The organism is Liquorilactobacillus satsumensis DSM 16230 = JCM 12392, assembly GCF_001435195.1.
GTDB lineage: Bacteria > Bacillota > Bacilli > Lactobacillales > Lactobacillaceae > Liquorilactobacillus > Liquorilactobacillus satsumensis.
Genome location: NZ_AZFQ01000047.1, coordinates 54,486 through 74,706 on the forward strand (window position 1 = coordinate 54,486; position 20,221 = coordinate 74,706).

The window sequence follows — 20,221 nt, forward strand, 5'->3', positions numbered from 1 at the left end:
GGAGAGGTAGCGATGAAAAAGCGTTGCAGGATTATTTATAATCCAACATCGGGCCGTGAAGCAATGAAAAATGATTTAGTTGATATCTTGAATATTTTGGAAAGAGCTGGTTATGAAACTAGTGCTTTCCAAACTACTCCGGAATTTAATTCAGCTAGAGATGAAGCTGCACGTGTCGCACGCGATGGCTTTAATTTAGTTATTGCAGCCGGTGGAGATGGGACGATTAATGAAGTTGTGAATGGAATAGCGCCTTTCAAGCAACGTCCTAAAATGGGGATTATTCCAGCTGGAACGACAAATGACTATGCGCGCGCTTTAAAGATTCCACGAGAAGATCCCATTGCTGCTGCTAAGGTAATCGCTAAGGGAAAAACAGTACGCATGGACATTGGGCAAGCCGGTAAAAAGTATTTTGTCAATATTGCAGGTGGTGGCTTATTGACAGAGTTAACCTATGGAGTGCCTTCACAGTTCAAATCATTGTTCGGTTACTTGGCATACTTGGTTAAGGGAGCTGAGATGCTGCCACGCATTAAACCCATTAAAATGCATCTTGAATATGATACAGGTGTATTTGCTGGAAAAGCTTCGATGTTTTTCTTGGCATTGACGAATTCAATTGGTGGTTTTGAACAAATTGTGCCGGATGCTTCACTTGATGATGGAAAGTTTACGCTTATTGTTGTTAAGACTAGTAATTTAGTTGAAATTTTACAGTTAATGACAATGGTTTTGAACGGTGGTCGTCACATTAATGATCCGCGAATATTGTATGTCAAAACTTCTAAACTGGTTGCTAAACCGGTTGATGAAAAAATGATGATCAATATTGACGGGGAATATGGCGGTGATGCGCCAATGGTCTTTAAAAACCTGAAACAGCATATTGAAATGTTTGCTAATACAGAAAAGATTCCGCTGACTGCAATTACTTTTAGTAAAACACCAGCAGAAGTTGATGCTAGTGAGCACTTTGTCGAAGGTGTCGAACACCTCGCAGGACAAAGGCTAACTAACAATGGTCAGGGACAAGAAAGTAAAAAATAAATTAGGCGACAGTTGTTTGATACTGAAACTTGGTTTGACGCTGTGGTTTAATTAATTGCCAGTGTAATGGAAGACTGTGCTAAAATTGGAGGAGGTTCCAATTTTTAGTGCAGTCTTTTTTGAAAATTCCATAACGTTTTAAAAGTAGGTTTAGCGAACCTGTTTGTGCGTGTTTAACATCGCACTTTTATTTTTAAGGTGTCCGCAATCAGCTGCTGGAGCTAACTTCCAAATTGTACAGAGTTTAAGGATGTCAACTTGGCAATTTGGAGTTGGTATTGGCGGTTGCAAATTGTTAGGCACTTCTAATACAAAGGAGAAAGAAATGAATAAAGCACCTGTAACCAAAAATCAAGAATTAGAATTAACAATCACCGACCTAAGTTATGAAGGCAAAGGGGTCGCAAAAATTGAGCGCTATCCGTTGTTTATTGCCAATGCACTTCCAGGTGAAACTGTAGTGGCGCACGTGATGAAAGCCGGAAAAAATTTCGGTTTTGCGAAGGTAATTAAACGGTTAAATGACAGTCCACAACGAGCAACAGCTATAGAAGATAAATATATGCAAACTGGGATTGCGCCATTAGAGCATCTTAAATATGCAGCGCAGCTTGAATTTAAACGCACGCAAATTGTTGAATTGCTGAAAAAAGCACATTTGGAGCAACTGCAGGTGGCACCGACTGTCGGGATGACCACACCGACTCACTATCGAAATAAGGCGCAGATTCCTGTCAGGATGGTTCGCGGCCAATTGGAAACGGGCTTTTTTCACCAAAACAGCCATCGTCTGATTCCAATGGAAAATTTCTTAATTCAGGATCCGCGGATTGATGAAGTTGTCAAAAAAGTTCGTGATATTATGCGTAAATACCAGGTAATTGCCTATAACGAAGACGGGCATAGTGGAATTTTACGCCATCTGATTGTGCGTCGGGGACACTACTCCCATGAGGTCATGGTAATTCTGGTTACACGAACTAAAAGGATGCCACAAAGTGAACAAATCACGCAGGCAATTCTGCAAGAATGCCCTGATGTTGTGAGTGTGATTCAAAATATCAATCAAGAAAAAACAAATGTAATTTTGGGGAGCAAAGATCGTTTGTTAGCGGGTAAAGCACAAATTACCGATACTTTAAATGGAATCAGTTTTGCAATTTCTGCACATTCTTTTTATCAGGTTAATTCTGTTCAGACTGAAAGACTCTACCAAGAAGTTGCGCAGCGTGCAGAGCTGACAGGAAACGAGACCGTGATTGATGCATATTGTGGAATTGGCACGATTTCATTGAATCTAGCTGCAAAAGCGAAACAGGTTTATGGGGTAGAGATTGTCCCAGAAGCGATTGCTGATGCACGTAAAAATGCAGAAATGAATAAAATTGCTAATACTACTTTTGAAGTTGGAACGGCAAGTGAATGGATGACTAAGTGGTCACAAGCGGGACTAAAGCCTGATGTTGTAGTTTTTGATCCACCGCGTAAGGGCTTGGATAATGAAGTTATTCAAAGTACAGTTACATTAGCCCCACGTAAAATTGTGTATGTCAGTTGCAATCCGGCAACCTTGGTTCGTGATTTACAGATATTTATCCAGCAAGGATATGAAATTAAGCAGCCAATTTTACCTGTCGATCAGTTTCCGCAAACGGTACATGTCGAATCAGTCACTGTTTTGGAACGTGCTTAAAAGGTTAAAAATTACGCAAGGATAAAAAAACAAGCTCTCATAGTTTAATGCATAATTAGTATTTTAATATTTTAACGCAGCTCTAGCCTACTAGTCAGGAAACTTCTAAGCAGTTTGCGAGCTAATTAACGTGTAGTTAGGGAATTGACATTCGGTAAAAGTTAATGTAATTTACTTAATTAAAGGAAGCAAATTATAGAAGATAGCCGGTGATTGACTATGAAAAAGGGAATTTTATTAATTAACTTGGGGACTCCCGTGGCACCCACTGCGGCGGCAGTCAGACCATATTTAAGACGCTTTTTAGGTGACCCGCGGGTGATTGCAATGCCGCGCTTGTTGTGGAAACCCATTTTAGAATTGATGATCCTGCCTAAGCGGCCCGCAGCCTCTGCAAAGATGTATCAAGCAATTTGGTCACAAGACTATGGGTCACCGTTGGCATATTACACTCAAAAACAAGCGACACGCCTGCAAGCTTTGCTGCCAGACAGAATAGTGAAGTATGCTTTCAGTTATAGTGCACCGTTTATTCCAGAAGTCTTGCGTGAATTTGCCCGTGAGCAGGTGGAAGAATTAACAATCATTCCACTTTATCCGCAATATTCGACTACGACAGTCGGGTCTGTGACGGATGAAATTACTGCATTCTATCATAAAAGTACTTTTGTGCCTAATCTGCGCGTGGTAACCTCTTTTTATCAGGCACCAGATTATATCGAAGTATTGGCAGCAAAGATTAAAAATGCCTGGCAACAAAAGCATTATGATAAATTGCTACTCTCTTATCATGGAATTCCAGAAAGCTACGTTGCAAAAGGGGATCCGTATGCACGCCAATGTCATGCTACAACCCAACTTTTACGTGAGAAGTTGGGCACTATTCCCGTATTGGAAACCTTTCAGTCTAAATTTGGAAGGGCTAAGTGGTTAGAGCCAGCCACAGATCACACGTTGAAAAGTTTACCGCAGACTGGAATTAAAAACGTTTTGGTTGTTTCACCGGCGTTTGTTTCGGATTGTTTGGAGACGCTGCATGAATTACAGCTCGAAAACAGGGAATATTTTATGTCCGCTGGCGGGCAGACCTATGATGTTGTTCCGTGTTTAAATGATGATGAGGATTTTATTAAGGTACTTAAAAATTTAGCGGTTGCGCCTGCAGATCAGCACGCGCTGCGTTAAAGAGAGCTTAAAAAAGATGCAGTTTTTTGGGATTTGCGCGGTCTAAAAACTAATAAAAAAGCTGGGACAAAACTGGAAATAGTTTCCAATTTTCTCTCAGCCTTTTTATTTTTTACAGGTTGAACTCACGAATTAAAAAAGTAGTTTTCATAGAATGAAAGGCTAAAATTATTTTTCCGATGCTGGATCATTTGTTTGCAAGGTTTCACACCTTGTAACAGGATAGACTTGATTGTCTGCCTCATCAAATAGGCTGATTGGCTTATGTTCTGAAAGATCAACACGAAGATGGTAACCATAGTTATCTAAAAAAAGCAATTCCTTTTCATCCAAGTGAACTATTTTTCCGGGAAGCTTGCGCCCATCAATTAGAACATCAAGGGGTTCTGTGATCTGTAAAACATGGATACGTCCATTCAAATCATCTGTGAAATTCCACTTGCCAATGTAATAAGCAGGAAGATCTACGCTGCGATGATGTTTTCTAAACAGCGGAAGAAAGCTGAGGTGATTGCGCAACCTGAATCCCGTGTTTTTCTGGTTTCGGCTCATTTTACTGCGCTCCTCCCTCGTAAACAATAAAAACTTGGACTAATATTTTCACATATAATATAACATTTTTTTGTCCGATAAAGTAGCCATTCAACTGAAATTTAACACTAATATGAAACAAATGAAATATTTTTGTGATGTATGTTTCATAACCGTCCGCCTTGATATACGGTCCGTCTTTTTTTTGATACAATGCTTATAGTGAAAAAAGCAAAGGAGGGGTACAAATGTTAAAATTAGGGGTAATTGGAACGGGATGGATCACTAAACAATTTGTTGAGGCTACCCAAGAAGTCGGTGGGTGGCAACTTACAAGTGTTTTTTCGCGTAACCTTGAGCGAGCTAGCGCTTTTGCAGCTGATTTTGCGGGGGAAATTAAAGGGTATCGTGATTTAGATACTTTTTTTGCAGAAGGTGATTTTGATGTTGTTTATATTGCGTCGCCTAATAGTTTGCATTTTGCACAGGCACGACAAGCGATTCTAGCAGATAAGCATGTGATTGTTGAAAAACCGGCCTGTTCAAATCCTAATGAGATGAAGGTCTTAATTAGATTGCTGCGGCGTAAGCACCACATCTTTTATTTTGAAGCTGCACGGCATTTTCATGAGCCAAACTTTAAAGCCGCTGAACGGCAGCTTCGAAAAATGAAAACGTTACAAGGAGCTACATTGACTTACCTAAAATACTCGTCACGCTTTGATGACTTTCTGGCGGGTAGTGAACCCAACGTTTTTTCTCTGGATTTTTCTGGTGGAGCACTGCAAGATCTTGGGGTTTATCTGGTGTATGATGCAGTTTCTTGGTTTGGAATGCCGCAAAAGGCAATGTATTTTCCACATAAATTACGTAACGGAATTGATGGTAAAGGGGTTGCAATTTTACAGTATGCTGATTTTGAAGTTACGCTTAATCTTGGTAAAACTGCTACTTCGTATCTTCCAAGTGAGATTTATGGTGCGCGGGATACGCTCTGGCTGGATAATGCCGCAGAGCTGAAAAAGGTTACTTATTTTGCAGCAGATGGTTCAAAAACAGATTTGACGCAAAAGACTGCTGAGAATCCAATGGTTGCAGAGGTCAAAAATTTTACAGCCGTGTTGCAAAGGCCCGAATCGCTTAGTAATAAACAGTTAATGGAAGACTGGTTAGCGGTAGCTGTGCAGGTAAATCGGGTTTTATATTCTCTCAGACAGAGTGCACAGCTTCAATTCAGAGCAGACTTTGAGTTTAGATAAGAAATAGAAGAGGAAAAGATGGATTTAAAATTTCAAGAATTTTTTAAAGAACAAGGATATACGCAACAAACAATTATTCAACAGACGGTGTATCAACCGCTAAAAGCTGGAGAGAGTATTTTAGGCCTTGCACCAACCGGTTCAGGCAAAACCTTGGCATATACGTTGCCGCTTTTAGAAAATGTTGTACCGGCTCAAGGCGTGCAGTTGATGATCGTGGCACCTTCACAAGAACTTGCCGCCCAACTTGCAACGGTGATTAGGCGCTGGGCAGCATTAAAAGAACTCAAAGTCACAACTTTGATTGGCGGAGCAAATGTTAAACGGCAACTCGAAAAACTTAAAAAAAAGCCAGAAGTGATTGTCGGGACACCAGGTAGAATGTTAGAGTTGGCTGACGCTAAGAAGCTTAAATTGCATCATTTACACGCGGTGGTCTTTGATGAAGCTGATGAACTGTTGACAGACGAAACACTTACGGCTTGTCGTGCATTGCTCGCGCATGCTCCTGGGCGCCAAGTTCAATTGAGCTTTTTTTCCGCTACTACTGCAGATATTTTTCAACAACTGGAACACTGGTTTGGGGTGCCGATTAAAACTTACGATGTGCGGGCACAGGATCAAACGCAAGGGGAAGTGACACACTACTTGCTCGAAACTCCCACACGTAAACGAACAGAAGCTTTACGTCGGCTTGCACACTTAGAAGGCTTTAGTGCATTGGTATTCTTCAAACAAGTTGCGGTGCTTGAGGAAGTCGCAGCTAAACTAGATTACCAAAAAGTGCCGGTAGCGACTCTTGAAGGTCAAAGTCGGCAACAGGAGCGGCAGCGTTCATTGGAACAACTGAGACAAGGAAAGATTAAACTGTTACTGACAACTGACGTGGCTGCTCGCGGTTTGGATATTCAACAGTTGCCCGCAGTGGTCAATTATGATTTACCTGCAGATATTACGATTTATATTCATCGGGTCGGTCGTACTGGGAGAATGGGAGCTCAAGGTGCTGTGATTAACTTGGGTAATGAGCATGTTCTCAGGACCTTTCGTCAGTTGTTGCGTGCTGGTGGCTATGAGCCCGTCCAAGGAGAACTTTTTGGCGGTAAATTGCTTAAAGCAAATGAGGTTGCAGCAAAATCAGAGCTTAAAAGCCCCCTTGACCGCACTTCCAAGAATGTGAAGCCACGCACAAGCAAACCGGTTAAAATGGACAACTCAGTTTCTTTGAAGAAAAAGCACAAAGGGCATAAAAAGCGAAAACGAGACCAGCTTAATAAGGGAAAGAGACGTGTTTCTAAGAAAATACAGTAAATGCCTGTTTCTTCTCCAAAGATGACTTGCAAGCGAAGTATTGACTTTATGCAATTTAATTTCTATACTAATAGAGTTAGTGCTTTAATTGTGCGTCATGCGCTTGTAGCTCAGCAGGATAGAGCGACCGCCTCCTAAGCGGTAGGTCATCGGTTCGATTCCGATCAAGCGCATTAGTTGGACAGCCTGTGGCAGAGCTAAAGTTAGTTTTTTCTCCGAAGCTTGTAACTGAAGTTGAGGTTTAAGCAGCTGCTGTGGAGGGAATCTCTAAGAAGTATCATTACTTTACAATTCAAGTTAATGAATTGTAAAGTAATGATACTTTTTTAGTTAAATGACTTTGTTTAACTAAAAACTTAGAAAGTGTTTAATTTCACAGATTGAGTTTTCTGTTAGGGTTTGTTTGTAGTACAATGATGGTAAGAAAGTTGATATTGAGGTGGTCTCCAAGTGAAAAAAATTAAAGTGATGACAGTATTCGGCACACGCCCAGAGGCTATCAAAATGGCACCAGTTATTTTGCAATTGAAGAAACGTACAGCAGAATTTGAAGTTGTGACAGTTGTGACGGCACAACATCGTGAAATGCTCGATCAGGTTTTGAAGGTCTTTAATATTCGTCCTGATTATGATCTGAATATTATGAAGAGTAATCAAACCCTAGGAGATATCACTGCAAATGTGCTGCAGTTACTTGATGGAGTTTTGGCGGAAGTTCAACCTGAGATAGTACTGGTACATGGTGATACCACCACCACTTTTGCTGCAGGTTTAGCTGCTTTTTATCGGCAAATTCCAGTAGGCCATGTTGAGGCTGGATTGCGTACTTGGAATAAATATTCACCATATCCTGAAGAAATGAACCGCCAAATGACAGATGCACTGAGTGATTTATATTTTGCACCGACCGCTATGAGTCGGGATAATTTATTGAAAGAAAATCATGCAGCAAAACGAATTTTTGTCACGGGCAATACTGCAATTGATGCTTTACGTGAGACGGTTAGTGCCACTTATCAGCATGAGGTACTTTCTCAAGTTGAGGCACAGCACCGCTTAATTTTATTAACCATGCATCGTCGTGAGAACTTAGGAGCCCCGATGGCAGCTGTCTTTAATGCAGTAAAGAATGTGGTTGCAAAACATCCGGATGTCGAAGTGATTTATCCACTGCATCTAAACCCGAAAGTACGCAAGGTTGCACGTGAAATTTTAGGGGACGTTTCACGGGTACATTTGGTTGAGCCATTAAATGTAGTGGATTTTCATAATCTGTGCGCCCGTTCTTATTATATTATGACTGATTCAGGGGGAGTGCAGGAAGAGGCGCCGGCACTTAAAAAACCAGTACTCGTATTGCGTGATACAACCGAACGCCCTGAAGGAGTTACTGCTGGAACGTTGAAACTCGTCGGAACAAAACAAGCTACCGTGGAATTGGCCATGGAGCAATTGTTAAATGATAATGGAGAATATGAAAAAATGAAAGCTGCACGTAATCCATATGGAGACGGGCAGGCAGCTGCACGTATTTTAGCTGCAATCCGATTTCATTTCGGACAAACGGAAGCCAAGCCAAACGAATTTGTCGAGTAAGTGTTTGTTTTTTAGGGGGAGATACCCATGGGTAAAATGGAAGTTGATCGCCACGGTTTCAAGATTGAAGAGCATGTTTTCCATCGCTATTTTTCACTATATACGATTGGATTGCGCTATTACCCTGAGTTGTTTAATCTACTTGAACAACATCCAGACCCAGAGAATCCGCGAACAATTTCATCGAATATGAATGTTGTTTTTGCAATTTTACGTTATCAGGAAATGACCAAAGATCTAGTTAGTTTGCAGGCTGTCAGCCAAGTTAGCAAAACTGAGGGCAATATTTCGTGTGAGGTCAAAGAGTTGCAGAAGATTATCGATACACTTGAACATTTGCAATATATGATTGCACATGATCCCAGTGTGGCTAAAAATGCACAAGTTGTTAAGGATAAGATTCTTGATCTAGATCATTTTAGAAAGTAGTTCCTAAACGGAGTTACTTTATTTTTATACATTATAAAATATTTTGCTGATTTTGAAACAAGCCCTTTCTGGTGGTTGGGAAAATTTATTTTGATAGAGCAATGAAATATAAGGGAGAGTTATTTTTGAAATATAAGCAGGAGGTTATCTATCCACGTGGGGAAGTCGTTAATGCTCAGACGCCAGTCGTGGTTACGCTACATGGAATGGGGACGAACTATTTAAATTTAAGACCTTTGATGCCGATTTTTGCACTTCCGATCATTGAAATTCATCTTGAGGGTGATCTAACCTATGGTGATGGTTATACGTACTATATTCCTGAATTTATTCATCAAAGTGAAGAAGCGGTGATTACGGAAACTGCATTGGCTGTGCACACTGAAGTGGCAGCTATTTTGGCGAACAGAGGATTAGCAGAAAATCCGTTGAATGTTTTGGGATTCAGTCAAGGGGCTATTTTAGCAGCAGCTTTAAGTGTGCTTTACCCAAGCTGGATTAACAATGGCGTACTGTTATCTGGCAGACTGCCAGCCTTTTTATGGAAAACTGCGCAGACCAAATTAAAGTCCAAGAAACTTCAAACAGCGTGTTTTATTTCGCAAGGTGAAAAGGATCCGCTATTTCCAGTCGAGGCTGGACAAGAACTAGCACGTTTTTTTAGGACCTATGCGGTTATCGAACCTGAGTATCACGTATACCCTTTTGGACACGGTGTCAGTTATCAGGCCGTTGAGGACATTTACAATTGGTATGTTAGGCTGCATGCCGGCACTTGACGGTCGCTGGTAATTACGGTTTTGAAAATGGAGTTCTTTTGTCAGACGTGGTATTCTTAGAATTGTAGCAGATTTAATGATTGGTAGAAAGAAGGTAATTACTTGAGGAGGCGCCGCCGAAGAGTGATGTTTTCAATCATCATGTTGTGTGTGCTGATTGGAACTAGCGTCTATGCTTTCCGAGAGGTTATCTTGGGGGACGATCAAGGAGCTGTAATCAGAAAGTTTACAGATTCTGTGCGGATGATGACTACTGGGAAAAAGGCAAATGAAGAAAAAACACTAAAAAAAGTTAACAAAGTTGTTTTGGATGTACCATTGATTAATCAGATGGATGATCCAAAATTATATAACGGCTGTGAGGTCACTTCCTTAGCGATGCTGTTGCAATACCATAAGATAAATGTCAGCAAGAATACCTTAGGGGATGAGATTGAAACAGTACCGTTGGACTATGATGATGGGCAGCATGGAAATCCCAATGTAGGGTTCGTCGGGGATGTTACGGGCGATTCTGCAGGATTGGGAGTCTATCATGGGCCAGTTGCAAAATTAGCACAGAAGTATTCTAAGAATGTCCACGATATTAGCGGTCAAAGTTTTTCAAAGGTAATCGAACGTTTAGAGCTCGGGCAGCCTGTGTGGACGATTACAACAGTTAATTTTGCTCCGGTAGATGATTTTCAAGACTGGCAAACGCCACAAGGTGAAATGAAGATTACTTTTTCAGAGCATAGTGTTGTGATTACAGGATTTGATCGTAAAAACAGCCTAATTTATATTAACAATCCTTTTGGAAATAAAAATCAGGCTGTCAGTTGGAACGACTTTGAAGATGCTTATAATCAAATGGGTAAGCAGGCAATTTATATTGACTAGGGAATTTAAATTGCCCAGTGATCCAGTATTATAGTGATAGCTAGATACGCATGCCATGAATTAAGGTTAGACATCAAAACAGGATACTGATCATTTTGGCAGTTTGCCAAGTGAATTAATTTACTCCAGCAAAAAAACTGATTTCAGATAGTTTTCTTGCTGGAGTTTTTGCAATTGCTAAATAAAATTGTGTGCTGGCAAGCGCTAAAACAGGATAGGGATTAGCAGTAAGTTTAAAAAAACACAAAAAAACAGGGGAACGAGTCATGTTAAAGCTCATGAACCCTGATCACCTGTTGAAAATTACTTTAGATTGTTGTAGTAAGAATTATTACCAACAAAATTATTTTTTATAATCAATTATTTATTGAGTAGTTTAGTACCAACCGTTACTCAACCAATGCTGTTTAGCAGCACTCCATGAACCATAACGTGAAGTTACATAACTTTCAGCAACAGCTTCTTGGTTAGCAGCTGAATAGTCACCATTCAAGTATGAAGCACTCAATTGGTACTTACCAACGTACTGACCATTACGAACAGTGTAGCTACCACCAGATTCTTGGTTAGCAATCCATGCTTTTGCAGAAGCATCAGAATCTGAAGAAGTACTTACGGTAGTATTAGTTGTTGAGCTGGTTGTAGCAGCTTGCTGTGTAGAAGCAGTGTTATTGCTTGTACTTGCAGCGGCAGCATTATTATTAGTGTTGCTACTTGCAGCAGCTGTATTACTTGTTGTAGTACTTGTTTGCTGTTTTTGTGCAACAGGTGCTTGTGCCTGTGTACTTGTTTGTGTTGAAGCTGCAGTTGTAGAACTTGCAGTGTTACTTGTGCTTGTTGTTGTAGTACTTGCAGTTGTGCTTGCACCAATTTCAAGCTTTTGACCAACGTAAATCAAATTCTCGTTACTCAAATTGTTTGACTGTTTGATCTGTGCAACTGAAGTGTTGTACTGGTGAGCTAATTCGGAAACTGTTTGTCCAGATTGGACTGTAACAGAATCGGCATTAGCTGCCAATGTTCCGGCTGTCAGTACACCTGCAACGGTAGCTGCTGATAACAAAATTTTCTTAATATTCATAATATATCCTTCACTCCTGTGATTTTTTGACACGTAGCAAATTTGCTACAATACTTACGATCACTTTCGATCGAATCAACAATGATTAGTATATAGGGCTAATATAACAAGCAGATAGCAGTGAAATTACTATTTGCACCGTTTTTGTAATATTTTCTTATTTTTGTAACATACTGTAACAATAAATTATTAACTTTTTGTGGGAAATCGGGACAGAAAAGCTATTAAAATAGGAAAAATGGAGCTTAAAGGCTGCAACAGTTAATATGACAAAAAGAGTGTTAAATTTGCGAAAAAAAGTCATATTTTCTTTTAAAAAGAGTCAAATTAATTTGAAATTTAGCTTGACAGCAGCAAAAAAAGTTTTTTTAGGGGGAAAGATTACAAAATATCCGACTTTTGTAATCTTAGACTGCTTTCAATTCCCACATTTTTAAATTTTTAAGCAAAACAGATTTTTACGACCCAGCTTTTCTTTTTACAAGCTGAAAGCAGCGACGAAATATTATATAATTGAGGAAGATTAATTGGAGGTGCCTCAGGTGGGGAAATTTTTATTGGTTAATGCCGGCAGTTCGTCGGTTAAGTGGCAGCTATTTGAAGCTGAAAATGAAAAAACCATTGCTAAGGGATTGGTTGAACGGATTAATATGCCTGATTCCTTGTTTACGGTTAAATATAATGGAAAAAAACAGCAGCAAAAGTTTGACCGTCTTTCTTATACAGATGCTGCCAGAATGCTCTTCAAGCAATTAGTGCAACTGGGAATTATTACTACACTAACAGAGATTGAAGCTGTTGGACATCGTGTAGTAGCCGGCGCAGAGCTTTTTACGCATGCAGTTGAGTTATCAGCAGCAAACTTGGAAAAACTTCGTGGATTAAATGATTTTGCTCCTTTGCATAATCCGTTAGAAGTGAAATATGTTGAGATTATGCAACAAGAGTTACCAGAAGTGCCACAGTATGCTGTTTTTGATAGTCAATTTTTTACAGATCTCCCAGAGATGAATGCGATTTTCAGTTTGCCATATGAGGATACTGCGGAATTGGGAATTAGGCGCTATGGAGAACATGGGATTAGTCATGCCTATATTTCCCATAAAGCAGCACAACTGTTAGGAAAACCACTGACCTCTTTAAAAATGATTACTCTTCATTTGGGGAGCGGGGCCTCGGTGGCAGCCGAAAAAAATGGCAAAGCATTTGATACCTCGATGGGTTTTACTCCTTTAACTGGTTTGACGATGGGGACGCGGGCAGGAGATGTTGATCCTTCGGTGATTCCATATCTAATGAAGAAACGTTCGCTTACTTTGGAAGAAGTTTTCATGCGGTTGAATGCCCAATCTGGATTATTAGGAATTTCAGGAATTTCGCCTGACATGCGTGATTTACTGGCTAATAAGAGCCAAAAAAGGGTGCAACTTGCAATTGATATTTTTGTTAATAGAATTATTAAGTATATCGGGAGTTATTACACAGAGCTAGCCGGAATTGATGTGTTAGTTTTTTCTGGAGGAATTGGGGAAAACAACGCACAACTACGAGCAGCGATTGTTGAGAAACTGGCAGTTTTGGGATTGGAACTTGCACCAGAACTCAATGAGAGTGTGTCTGAAGGCTTAATTTCGACACCTGCTTCGAGTGCCCAAATCATGGTGGTACCTACCAATGAGGAGTTATCAATGGTTAGACAAATCAAGGAACTGCGGCAGTAATTTTTATGTGGTTATATATAGGAAGATAATTAAAAAGTAGTCCAGCTAAATTTCTTTTCAAACTAGTGTTTTGTTAAAAAAGGATGGCTGGACTGCTTTTTCTTACGGGAAAAGGTTGCTATGCTATAATAACGACGAACAGAAGTTCGAAATTCTAAGGAGGAATCAGGGTGCGTTTTTTACATACAGCAGATTGGCACATCGGTAAGAAATTGTATGGGTATGATTTGGAACAAGAGCAAGAGGATGCCTTCAAGCAAATTGCACGCTTAGCTGTCACGCAAAAAGTTGACGCGGTTGTCATTGCCGGCGATTTATTTGATCGTGCAACTCCAAGTGAAGATGCAGTTGCACGTTTGGATAGAATGATTATTCAACTTAACTTGAAGTTAAAAAAACCAGTGTTGGCAATTAGCGGGAACCATGACTCTGCTGTGCGGTTGAACACGGGACGTGAGTGGTATAAAGCTACATCATTTTTCTTAACAACTGCTTTAAAGGATGCCCTTGTTCCTGTTGAATTTGCTGATACTCAATTTTTCCTGCTGCCTTATTTTCGAGCATATCAGGTTCGCAATTTATTTGATGACCCAGAGATCACCGATACAACGAAAGCTTTACAAAAGTTAATTTGTGAAATGAAGAAGAACTTTGACCCCGCGAAGAAACACGTATTAGTTGCCCATTTTTTTGTGATTGGAAGTTCGCAGTTGGATCCTGAAATGCAGCCGCAAGTGGGTGGATTGAATGCTTTCTCCACAGATCTATTAACAGATTTTGATTATGTTGCTTTAGGCCATCTTCATGATAAAAATGCGTTGAAAAATGAAAAAGTGCGGTATAGCGGTGCACCATTAAAATTTTCACTAGCAGAAGCTAAAACTAAAAAGGGTGTGTGGATTGTTGACACTGCTCCTTTTACCTGTGACTTTCATGAAATAAAGCCTCTACACGATGTTGTATTGCTGCAAGGATCTTATCAAGAACTAACTACTCCTGAGTATTATAAGCAAGTTGCCGCTACAGACTATGTCGGCTTGCAGCTGACGGATAAAGCGGTGATTCCAAATGTCATTAATAACTTACGGGGCTTTTATCCGCGAATTATTAACCTTGAAAGAACTGCAAAGGCTGCAGCACCTCAAGCTAAGGATCAAGAAAAATTGGATCTTTCGCCAATCCAATTGCTCCAGCGCTTTTTTACAGAAATGACTGACAGTCAAATCTCAAGTTCGCAGCTTAAGTGGGCGCGTGAAAGTTTGGAACGAATTAAGACAGAAGGTGAAGGTAAATGAAACCGCTGAAAATTGAGCTCCAAAATTTTGGTCCCTATGAAAAGCAAATAATTGATTTTTCACGTTTCGAAGGCGCACCGCTTTTTCTAATTAGCGGGAAAACCGGCAGTGGAAAAACGACTATTTTTGATGCGATGTGCTATGCGCTGTTTGGGAAAACTTCTGGAATGGATAGACAGCCTGAACAAATGCGTTCTGGGTTTGCACAGGCTACACAAAAAACCTGTGTGCGGTTTACATTTTCTCATCAAAATAAAGTGTACCTAATAGAAAGACAACCACGACAAAGATTGGCCAAAAAAAGAGGACAGGGAACTACTGAAAGAAAGATGGAAGCCTGTCTTAAGTTCAAAGATAATGCGGGCAAGGAAAAAGAGCTAGCGAAGGTTGGAGCTATTAATACTTTTATCCAGGAGCTATTGAGCCTGACTCCTGAGCAGTTTACCCAGATTATAATGTTACCGCAAGGAAAATTTCGCAGTTTTTTGGAGGCGGATAGCAATGAAAAAGAAAGGTTACTGCGTGACTTATTTGGAACGGAGATCTTTAAACTCTGGGCAGATGATCTTCAAAAGCATGCCAAGCAATTTTTTTATGAAAATGAAAAAAGGCGTACTCAAATCGATATTTTAAAAAAACAAGTTGAAGAAGTTGACCAAGAGCTTGAATTACCAGATTGGTTGCCTGCAATGGAAAGTTATCTTAAAGGCATTACGGTTAAAGCAAAGGCAGCGGAAAAAGCATTGTTGCAACAAGACAAGTTACTTGCACGCGCTCAGCAGCACTATGAAGGACAAAAACAGTTGCAAGTGGAGATTCAGGAGCTACATGAATTAAGACAGCTTTTGACACAAAAGTATCAACCGCAAGAAGATACGCAAAAAAAGAAAATAATCGCGCAATTAGTGGAAGTTCAGAAAATAGAGCCATTGTTTGTTCAACAAGAGGATTTACAGGAAACACTGCGAGAAACTCAAGCAAAACTGGTGACTAATGAGAACAACCAAACTGCTTTGCAGATTAAACTTGATGAACAACTGAAAAACGAAAAAGAGCTAATGAAACAGCAGACCGAAATGGAGAAGCTGCAGCACAAAGTTAATCTCTATACCGAAAAGGTTCCTTTATATGAAAAGGCGGCTAGGTTAAAAGCTGACCTGCTTGAATGTCAGCATATGCAACGGCAGTTGACGGCTAAAAAAGTTACATATGAAAAAAAAGAACAGCAAATTGCGGCAGAAATTGAAGCACAAAAGCAGAAAATTGTAAATGAAGCTGAACTTTCACAACAAGCTTTGCAACTGCAAAAACAAGTACATGAGTTAGAGCGGGGAGCAGAACTGTTGAAGAGTCAACGTACCAAAGAGGCTGAATTCACTGAATTACAACAGACACTGCACGTTAAGCAAGTCGAATTAACGCAGCTTGCGGCAGCTGAAAAGGCGGCAAATCAAGTGTATGAAAGGCTGGATAATGATTTCGCATTAACTCAAATTGAGCGCTTGCGGCAGCACTTGCTTCCGGGAGCCCCTTGTCCAGTCTGCGGCTCTAAAACACATCCAGCTCCAGTTCTAAACGCAGTTAAGCAGGTTTCAGAAAACGAGGTCAAGGACGCAGAAAAAAACGTCAAGCAAATTTTAGCGCAAAAAGGTCAATTAGAGGGCAAGCTCACGGCTATGAATAAGCGGCTGGTGGAGTTAAAAGCTGAATTGCGGACGGTCTCACAGAAACTGCAGCGTTTATTTCCGGCTGCAGATTTAAAGAATAGTAGCTTAACAGCTGCATTATTAACCAAAAAGGAGAAAGCTTTGCATGCTGCGCAGTCAGTTTTCAAGCGTAACAAAACCGAAAATCAGCAAGCCAGTCTGCAAATTACTAATTTGCATGCTGAGCTTAAGGAGCTACAAATAACACTTAATGCTGTTGTACAAAACTTGCAGGCAACTGAAATTGAATGTGCTAAAGGTAAGGTCAAATTGGAACAGGCAATTGCACAATTACCGTCTGAATTGACGAGTCTTAAGGACTTAGAAGAGTTCTTAACGCTCCAGCGTGAAAAATTAACAAAGTTTAAAGTGCGGCGTGAGCATACGCATAGCGTAATTGAAGATCTTGAAGGGACCAGGACATTGCTTTTATCAATGGAAAAGGAATATCAAAGGAATCTTCAGGCATTACAGGAAAAAGGAAAGCAAACAGCTGCCAAAATTGCACAAAAAAGCGCACAGCATTTGGCAGATTTGAGCCCCGCACAGCTCACTGAAAGGCGCCATCAACTGCCGCAACTTGCGAATTTGCAGACAGAATTTGCTGCGCGCGCAGCTGAGATTTTGAAGCTGCGAGTCAAGATAGAGCAGTTGGAGACACGGACAGCAGCGCAAGTTCCACGACTTGTGCAAAGTAAAACTGAATATGAAGCAGCAGGTAAAAAGCGCCAGGAATTATTGCTGGAGTATTCAAGTGCAAATCAACGAAAAGAAACAGCCCAGAAAAATTTTGCAGCTGTTGAGCATCATTGGACAAAATACCAAGAACAGCTCCAGACTGAGGCGGACTGGAACCAACTTGTCGAAGTAATTGGTGGCAAAGGAAGAGTCAAGTTAGGACTTGAACGCTATGTTTTACGTAGCTATCTTAAACGAGTTTTACAAGTGGCCAACCAGCGCTTGTTTACGCTCACAAGCGGACGCTACCGGCTTGAGTTAGCACAGGAAAACGGTTCTTATGCAACGAATACGGGACTTGAATTGAATATTTTTGATGATGACTTAGGTAAAGTCAGAAGCGTGCACACTTTGTCGGGCGGAGAAAGTTTTATTGCAGCGTTATGCTTAGCTTTAGCCTTGGCTGAAGTTGTACAGCGTGCGCACGGAGGAACTCAAATAGAGGCCTTGTTTATTGATGAAGGTTTTGGGGCGTTGGATGATGATGCACTGCAAACTGCCTTAGAGGCACTCCAGACACTTGATGCACAACACCGCTTGATTGGAATCATTAGCCATGTGAGTGCGTTGCGTGCTCAGATTCCAGATCAGTTAAGAATTAGTTCGCATTTTGGAAGAAGTCAGGTGCATTATGTGGCAGATTTTGAAGAAATTGCTGATTAATGTCACATGTAATTATATTTATGGACTTTTTTTCTGTAAGTGGAGTATAATGCTTTATGAGAATAACTGCTAGTTAAAATTTTTACCGAAGGGGGAAATCAAATGATGGTGCAAAGCCAAGAGACGCTTCTCTCAGCTGCCAATAAACTGAAGGAATACCGGATAAAGAATACACCACAGCGCCAAGTTATTTTATCTTACTTGATGACCTCACATGCCCATCCTTCGATTGAGATGATTTTCAAGTATGTTCGGAGTAATGGCTTTAGTGTTAGTCTGGCAACAGTCTACAACACCTTGCAGTTATTGATCGATCATAACTTGATTATTGAAATTGCAGCTGATAGTGGCGGACATATGCGATACGATTATTTTGAAACCCCGCACTATCATGTGATCTGTGTTAACTGCAACAAGATTGTTGATGTGTTTGATGCGAGTTATAAGCAAAACGAACGGGAAGCAGCACAAGAGACTGGGTTTCAGGTTTTTAATAGCCAGTATGAAGTTTATGGACTTTGTCCTGCATGTCAACAAAAGCTTGCGGAAACTGAACACAAAAATTGAGGTTGACTTTTGAGGCATGATGCAATATATTAACTCTAATAAAACTGATGAAGTAGCATAGTAGGGAAAGCAGCATTGCAAACAGAGACTTGATGGCAGCTGAAAATCAAGGCGTGTGTTTTTCTGAATTACACTACTGTAAAATTCATCTGATTCATCTCTTTACTGATGACAAGAGCTGATCGCTGAATGCGATAACTTGGGTGGTAACGCGGAATTTAATGTTCGTCCCTGACATGGAAGTGTCGGGGACTTTTTTTATTTTAAGGAGGAAATACTATGAATATTATTGATGAGCTGAAGTGGCGTGGAGCAATTAACCAAATGTCGGATGAAGAAAGTCTGCATCGGTTAGTTGCTGAAAAATCAGTTGGCTTATATTGTGGAGTTGATCCTACAGGTGATAGTCTGCATATCGGGCATCTGATTCCTTTTATGATGTTGAAAAGGTTTCAAATGGCTGGGCATCGTGCACACATTGTAATTGGTGGTGGTACGGGATCAATTGGTGATCCTTCAGGAAAAAAATCAGAACGTGTTTTGCAGAGTATGGAGCAGGTTCATCATAATGAGCAAAAGTTGACTGAACAAATGGAACGGCTTTTTGGAAAAGATAATATTACGATTGTAAACAACTACCAGTGGCTTTCTAAGATTGATTTACTGAGCTTTTTGCGTGACTATGGCAAGTTGTTTAATGTTAATACAATGCTGGGTAAGGAAATCATTGCTAGCAGACTTGAAGCGGGAATCTCATTTACAGAGTTTACATACCAGATTTTGCAGTCCATTGATTTCTATCATTTGTTCAAGGAAAATGATGTGCAATTGCAAATTGGTGGAGCAGATCAGTGGGGCAATATTACAGCTGGAATTGACTTAATTCATAAACTCAATGATTCTGATAAAAAGGCTTTTGCCTTGACTATTCCGTTAATGCTTAAAGCAGATGGTACCAAATTTGGGAAGACTGCCGGTGGAGCTATTTGGTTGGATCCAGAAAAAACTACTCCGTACGAGTTTTATCAGTTTTGGTTAAATCAAGATGATCGGGATGTAATCAAATATTTGAAATATTTCACTTTTTTGAGTCGCGCTGAAATTGATCAATTAGCAGAGAAAGTGAAGATTCAACCAGAAAAAAGAGAAGCACAACGCCGTTTAGCTGAAGAAGTGACCGCTTTTGTTCATGGAAAAGAGGCTGTTAAACAAGCAGAACATATTTCTCAAGCTTTGTTTTCCGGAGATGTGAGACAATTAAATGCTGTTGAGATTGAGCAGGGTTTTAAAAACATGCCAACTGTTGAAGTTGAAAATCAGGCTGAGAACATTATTGAGTGGTTAGTGCAGACTAACATTGAAAAATCAAAACGACAAGCACGTGAAGATGTTACCAATGGTGCAATTTCCATTAATGGAGAAAGAATTCGTGATCTTGAGTTTACTATTGATCCGGCCGCAAACTTTGATGGTAAATTCATCATTGCTCGCCGAGGGAAGAAAAAGTACTTTTTGGCAAGAGTTAAAAGGTAGTTTTGATAGGCAAGTAAGAAGTCGAATTACGAATGAAGCTGGCAGGAGTTTAAGATTCAGCTTCAATAGCAAATGCAAGCACGGTTAATTACAGTGATAAGGTTAAGAAGATTGAAAGAGAAATTGTAAGCTAAGTTTAAAGGATAAGGGTGTGACATAAGTCGGGAAAATTTGAGTGCTAACTCGAAATTATGAACATAGCGAG

General features: G+C 40.2%; 16 protein-coding genes, 1 tRNA gene and 1 other annotated feature. Of the genes, 15 read left to right on the forward strand and 2 right to left on the reverse strand.

Going from position 1 to position 20,221, the window contains the following annotated elements:
* Positions 1-12 precede the first annotated feature (12 nt).
* The 3 genes from FD50_RS07775 to hemH all read left to right on the forward strand — a co-directional run bounded on the left by FD50_RS07775 (position 13) and on the right by hemH (position 3,928).
* The gene (locus tag FD50_RS07775; protein ID WP_056961029.1) at positions 13-1,050 is read left to right on the forward strand and encodes a diacylglycerol kinase; all 1,038 of its coding nucleotides are present in this window, start codon (positions 13-15) and stop codon (positions 1,048-1,050) included.
* A gap of 325 nt (positions 1,051-1,375) precedes the next feature.
* Positions 1,376-2,743 (forward strand): 23S rRNA (uracil(1939)-C(5))-methyltransferase RlmD, encoded by a 1,368-nt coding sequence (gene rlmD, locus FD50_RS07780; protein ID WP_056961042.1) that lies wholly within the window; start codon positions 1,376-1,378, stop codon positions 2,741-2,743.
* Between the two features lie 219 nt (positions 2,744-2,962).
* Positions 2,963-3,928: a ferrochelatase gene (gene hemH, locus FD50_RS07785; RefSeq protein WP_056961030.1), complete on the forward strand. Its 966-nt coding sequence runs from the start codon at positions 2,963-2,965 to the stop codon at positions 3,926-3,928.
* Between the two features lie 168 nt (positions 3,929-4,096).
* Here hemH and FD50_RS07790 read toward each other — a convergent pair whose 3' ends face one another.
* Entirely contained in the window at positions 4,097-4,480 is a 384-nt protein-coding gene (locus FD50_RS07790; protein ID WP_056961031.1) for a DUF4828 domain-containing protein, read from the reverse strand.
* A 227-nt stretch (positions 4,481-4,707) separates the two neighbouring features.
* On the opposite strand from FD50_RS07790, the gene FD50_RS07795 reads away from it, so the two are divergent.
* From FD50_RS07795 to FD50_RS07825, 7 genes are all read left to right on the forward strand, one after another.
* On the forward strand, positions 4,708-5,718 hold the full coding sequence (locus tag FD50_RS07795) for a Gfo/Idh/MocA family protein (protein WP_056961032.1): 1,011 nt from the start codon (positions 4,708-4,710) through the stop codon (positions 5,716-5,718).
* Positions 5,719-5,736: 18 nt separating this feature from the next.
* Entirely contained in the window at positions 5,737-7,029 is a 1,293-nt protein-coding gene (locus FD50_RS07800) for a DEAD/DEAH box helicase (protein WP_056961033.1), read from the forward strand.
* A 99-nt stretch (positions 7,030-7,128) separates the two neighbouring features.
* A tRNA-Arg gene (locus tag FD50_RS07805) sits at positions 7,129-7,202 on the forward strand.
* 277 nt (positions 7,203-7,479) lie between these two features.
* Positions 7,480-8,625, forward strand: coding sequence for a non-hydrolyzing UDP-N-acetylglucosamine 2-epimerase (wecB, locus tag FD50_RS07810; RefSeq protein ID WP_056961034.1), 1,146 nt, complete (start codon positions 7,480-7,482; stop codon positions 8,623-8,625).
* 27 nt (positions 8,626-8,652) lie between these two features.
* The gene (locus FD50_RS07815; protein WP_235803452.1) at positions 8,653-9,054 is read left to right on the forward strand and encodes a hypothetical protein; all 402 of its coding nucleotides are present in this window, start codon (positions 8,653-8,655) and stop codon (positions 9,052-9,054) included.
* A 125-nt stretch (positions 9,055-9,179) separates the two neighbouring features.
* A complete protein-coding gene (locus FD50_RS07820; protein WP_056961035.1) occupies positions 9,180-9,833 on the forward strand; it encodes an alpha/beta hydrolase in 654 nt (217 codons plus the stop codon).
* Between the two features lie 126 nt (positions 9,834-9,959).
* Complete coding sequence (locus tag FD50_RS07825) at positions 9,960-10,712, forward strand: C39 family peptidase (RefSeq protein ID WP_056961043.1); 753 nt, start codon at positions 9,960-9,962, stop codon at positions 10,710-10,712.
* Between the two features lie 376 nt (positions 10,713-11,088).
* Here FD50_RS07825 and apf read toward each other — a convergent pair whose 3' ends face one another.
* Positions 11,089-11,793, reverse strand: a complete 705-nt coding sequence (gene apf, locus FD50_RS07830) for an aggregation-promoting factor (RefSeq protein ID WP_054756506.1) — start codon at positions 11,791-11,793, stop codon at positions 11,089-11,091.
* Positions 11,794-12,335: 542 nt separating this feature from the next.
* On the opposite strand from apf, the gene FD50_RS07835 reads away from it, so the two are divergent.
* From FD50_RS07835 to tyrS, 5 genes are all read left to right on the forward strand, one after another.
* Positions 12,336-13,514, forward strand: a complete 1,179-nt coding sequence (locus tag FD50_RS07835; RefSeq protein WP_056961036.1) for an acetate/propionate family kinase — start codon at positions 12,336-12,338, stop codon at positions 13,512-13,514.
* Positions 13,515-13,684: 170 nt separating this feature from the next.
* Positions 13,685-14,809, forward strand: coding sequence for an exonuclease SbcCD subunit D (locus FD50_RS07840; protein ID WP_056961037.1), 1,125 nt, complete (start codon positions 13,685-13,687; stop codon positions 14,807-14,809).
* Positions 14,806-17,916, forward strand: coding sequence for an AAA family ATPase (locus FD50_RS07845; RefSeq protein WP_056961038.1), 3,111 nt, complete (start codon positions 14,806-14,808; stop codon positions 17,914-17,916). Before FD50_RS07840 ends, FD50_RS07845 begins: the two co-directional genes overlap by 4 nt.
* A gap of 102 nt (positions 17,917-18,018) precedes the next feature.
* Positions 18,019-18,483, forward strand: coding sequence for a Fur family transcriptional regulator (locus FD50_RS07850; RefSeq protein ID WP_056961039.1), 465 nt, complete (start codon positions 18,019-18,021; stop codon positions 18,481-18,483).
* 38 nt (positions 18,484-18,521) lie between these two features.
* Positions 18,522-18,719: a binding site (T-box leader), on the forward strand.
* Positions 18,720-18,762: 43 nt separating this feature from the next.
* A complete protein-coding gene (gene tyrS, locus FD50_RS07855; RefSeq protein WP_056961040.1) occupies positions 18,763-20,016 on the forward strand; it encodes a tyrosine--tRNA ligase in 1,254 nt (417 codons plus the stop codon).
* The last annotated feature ends 205 nt before the right edge of the window (positions 20,017-20,221 follow it).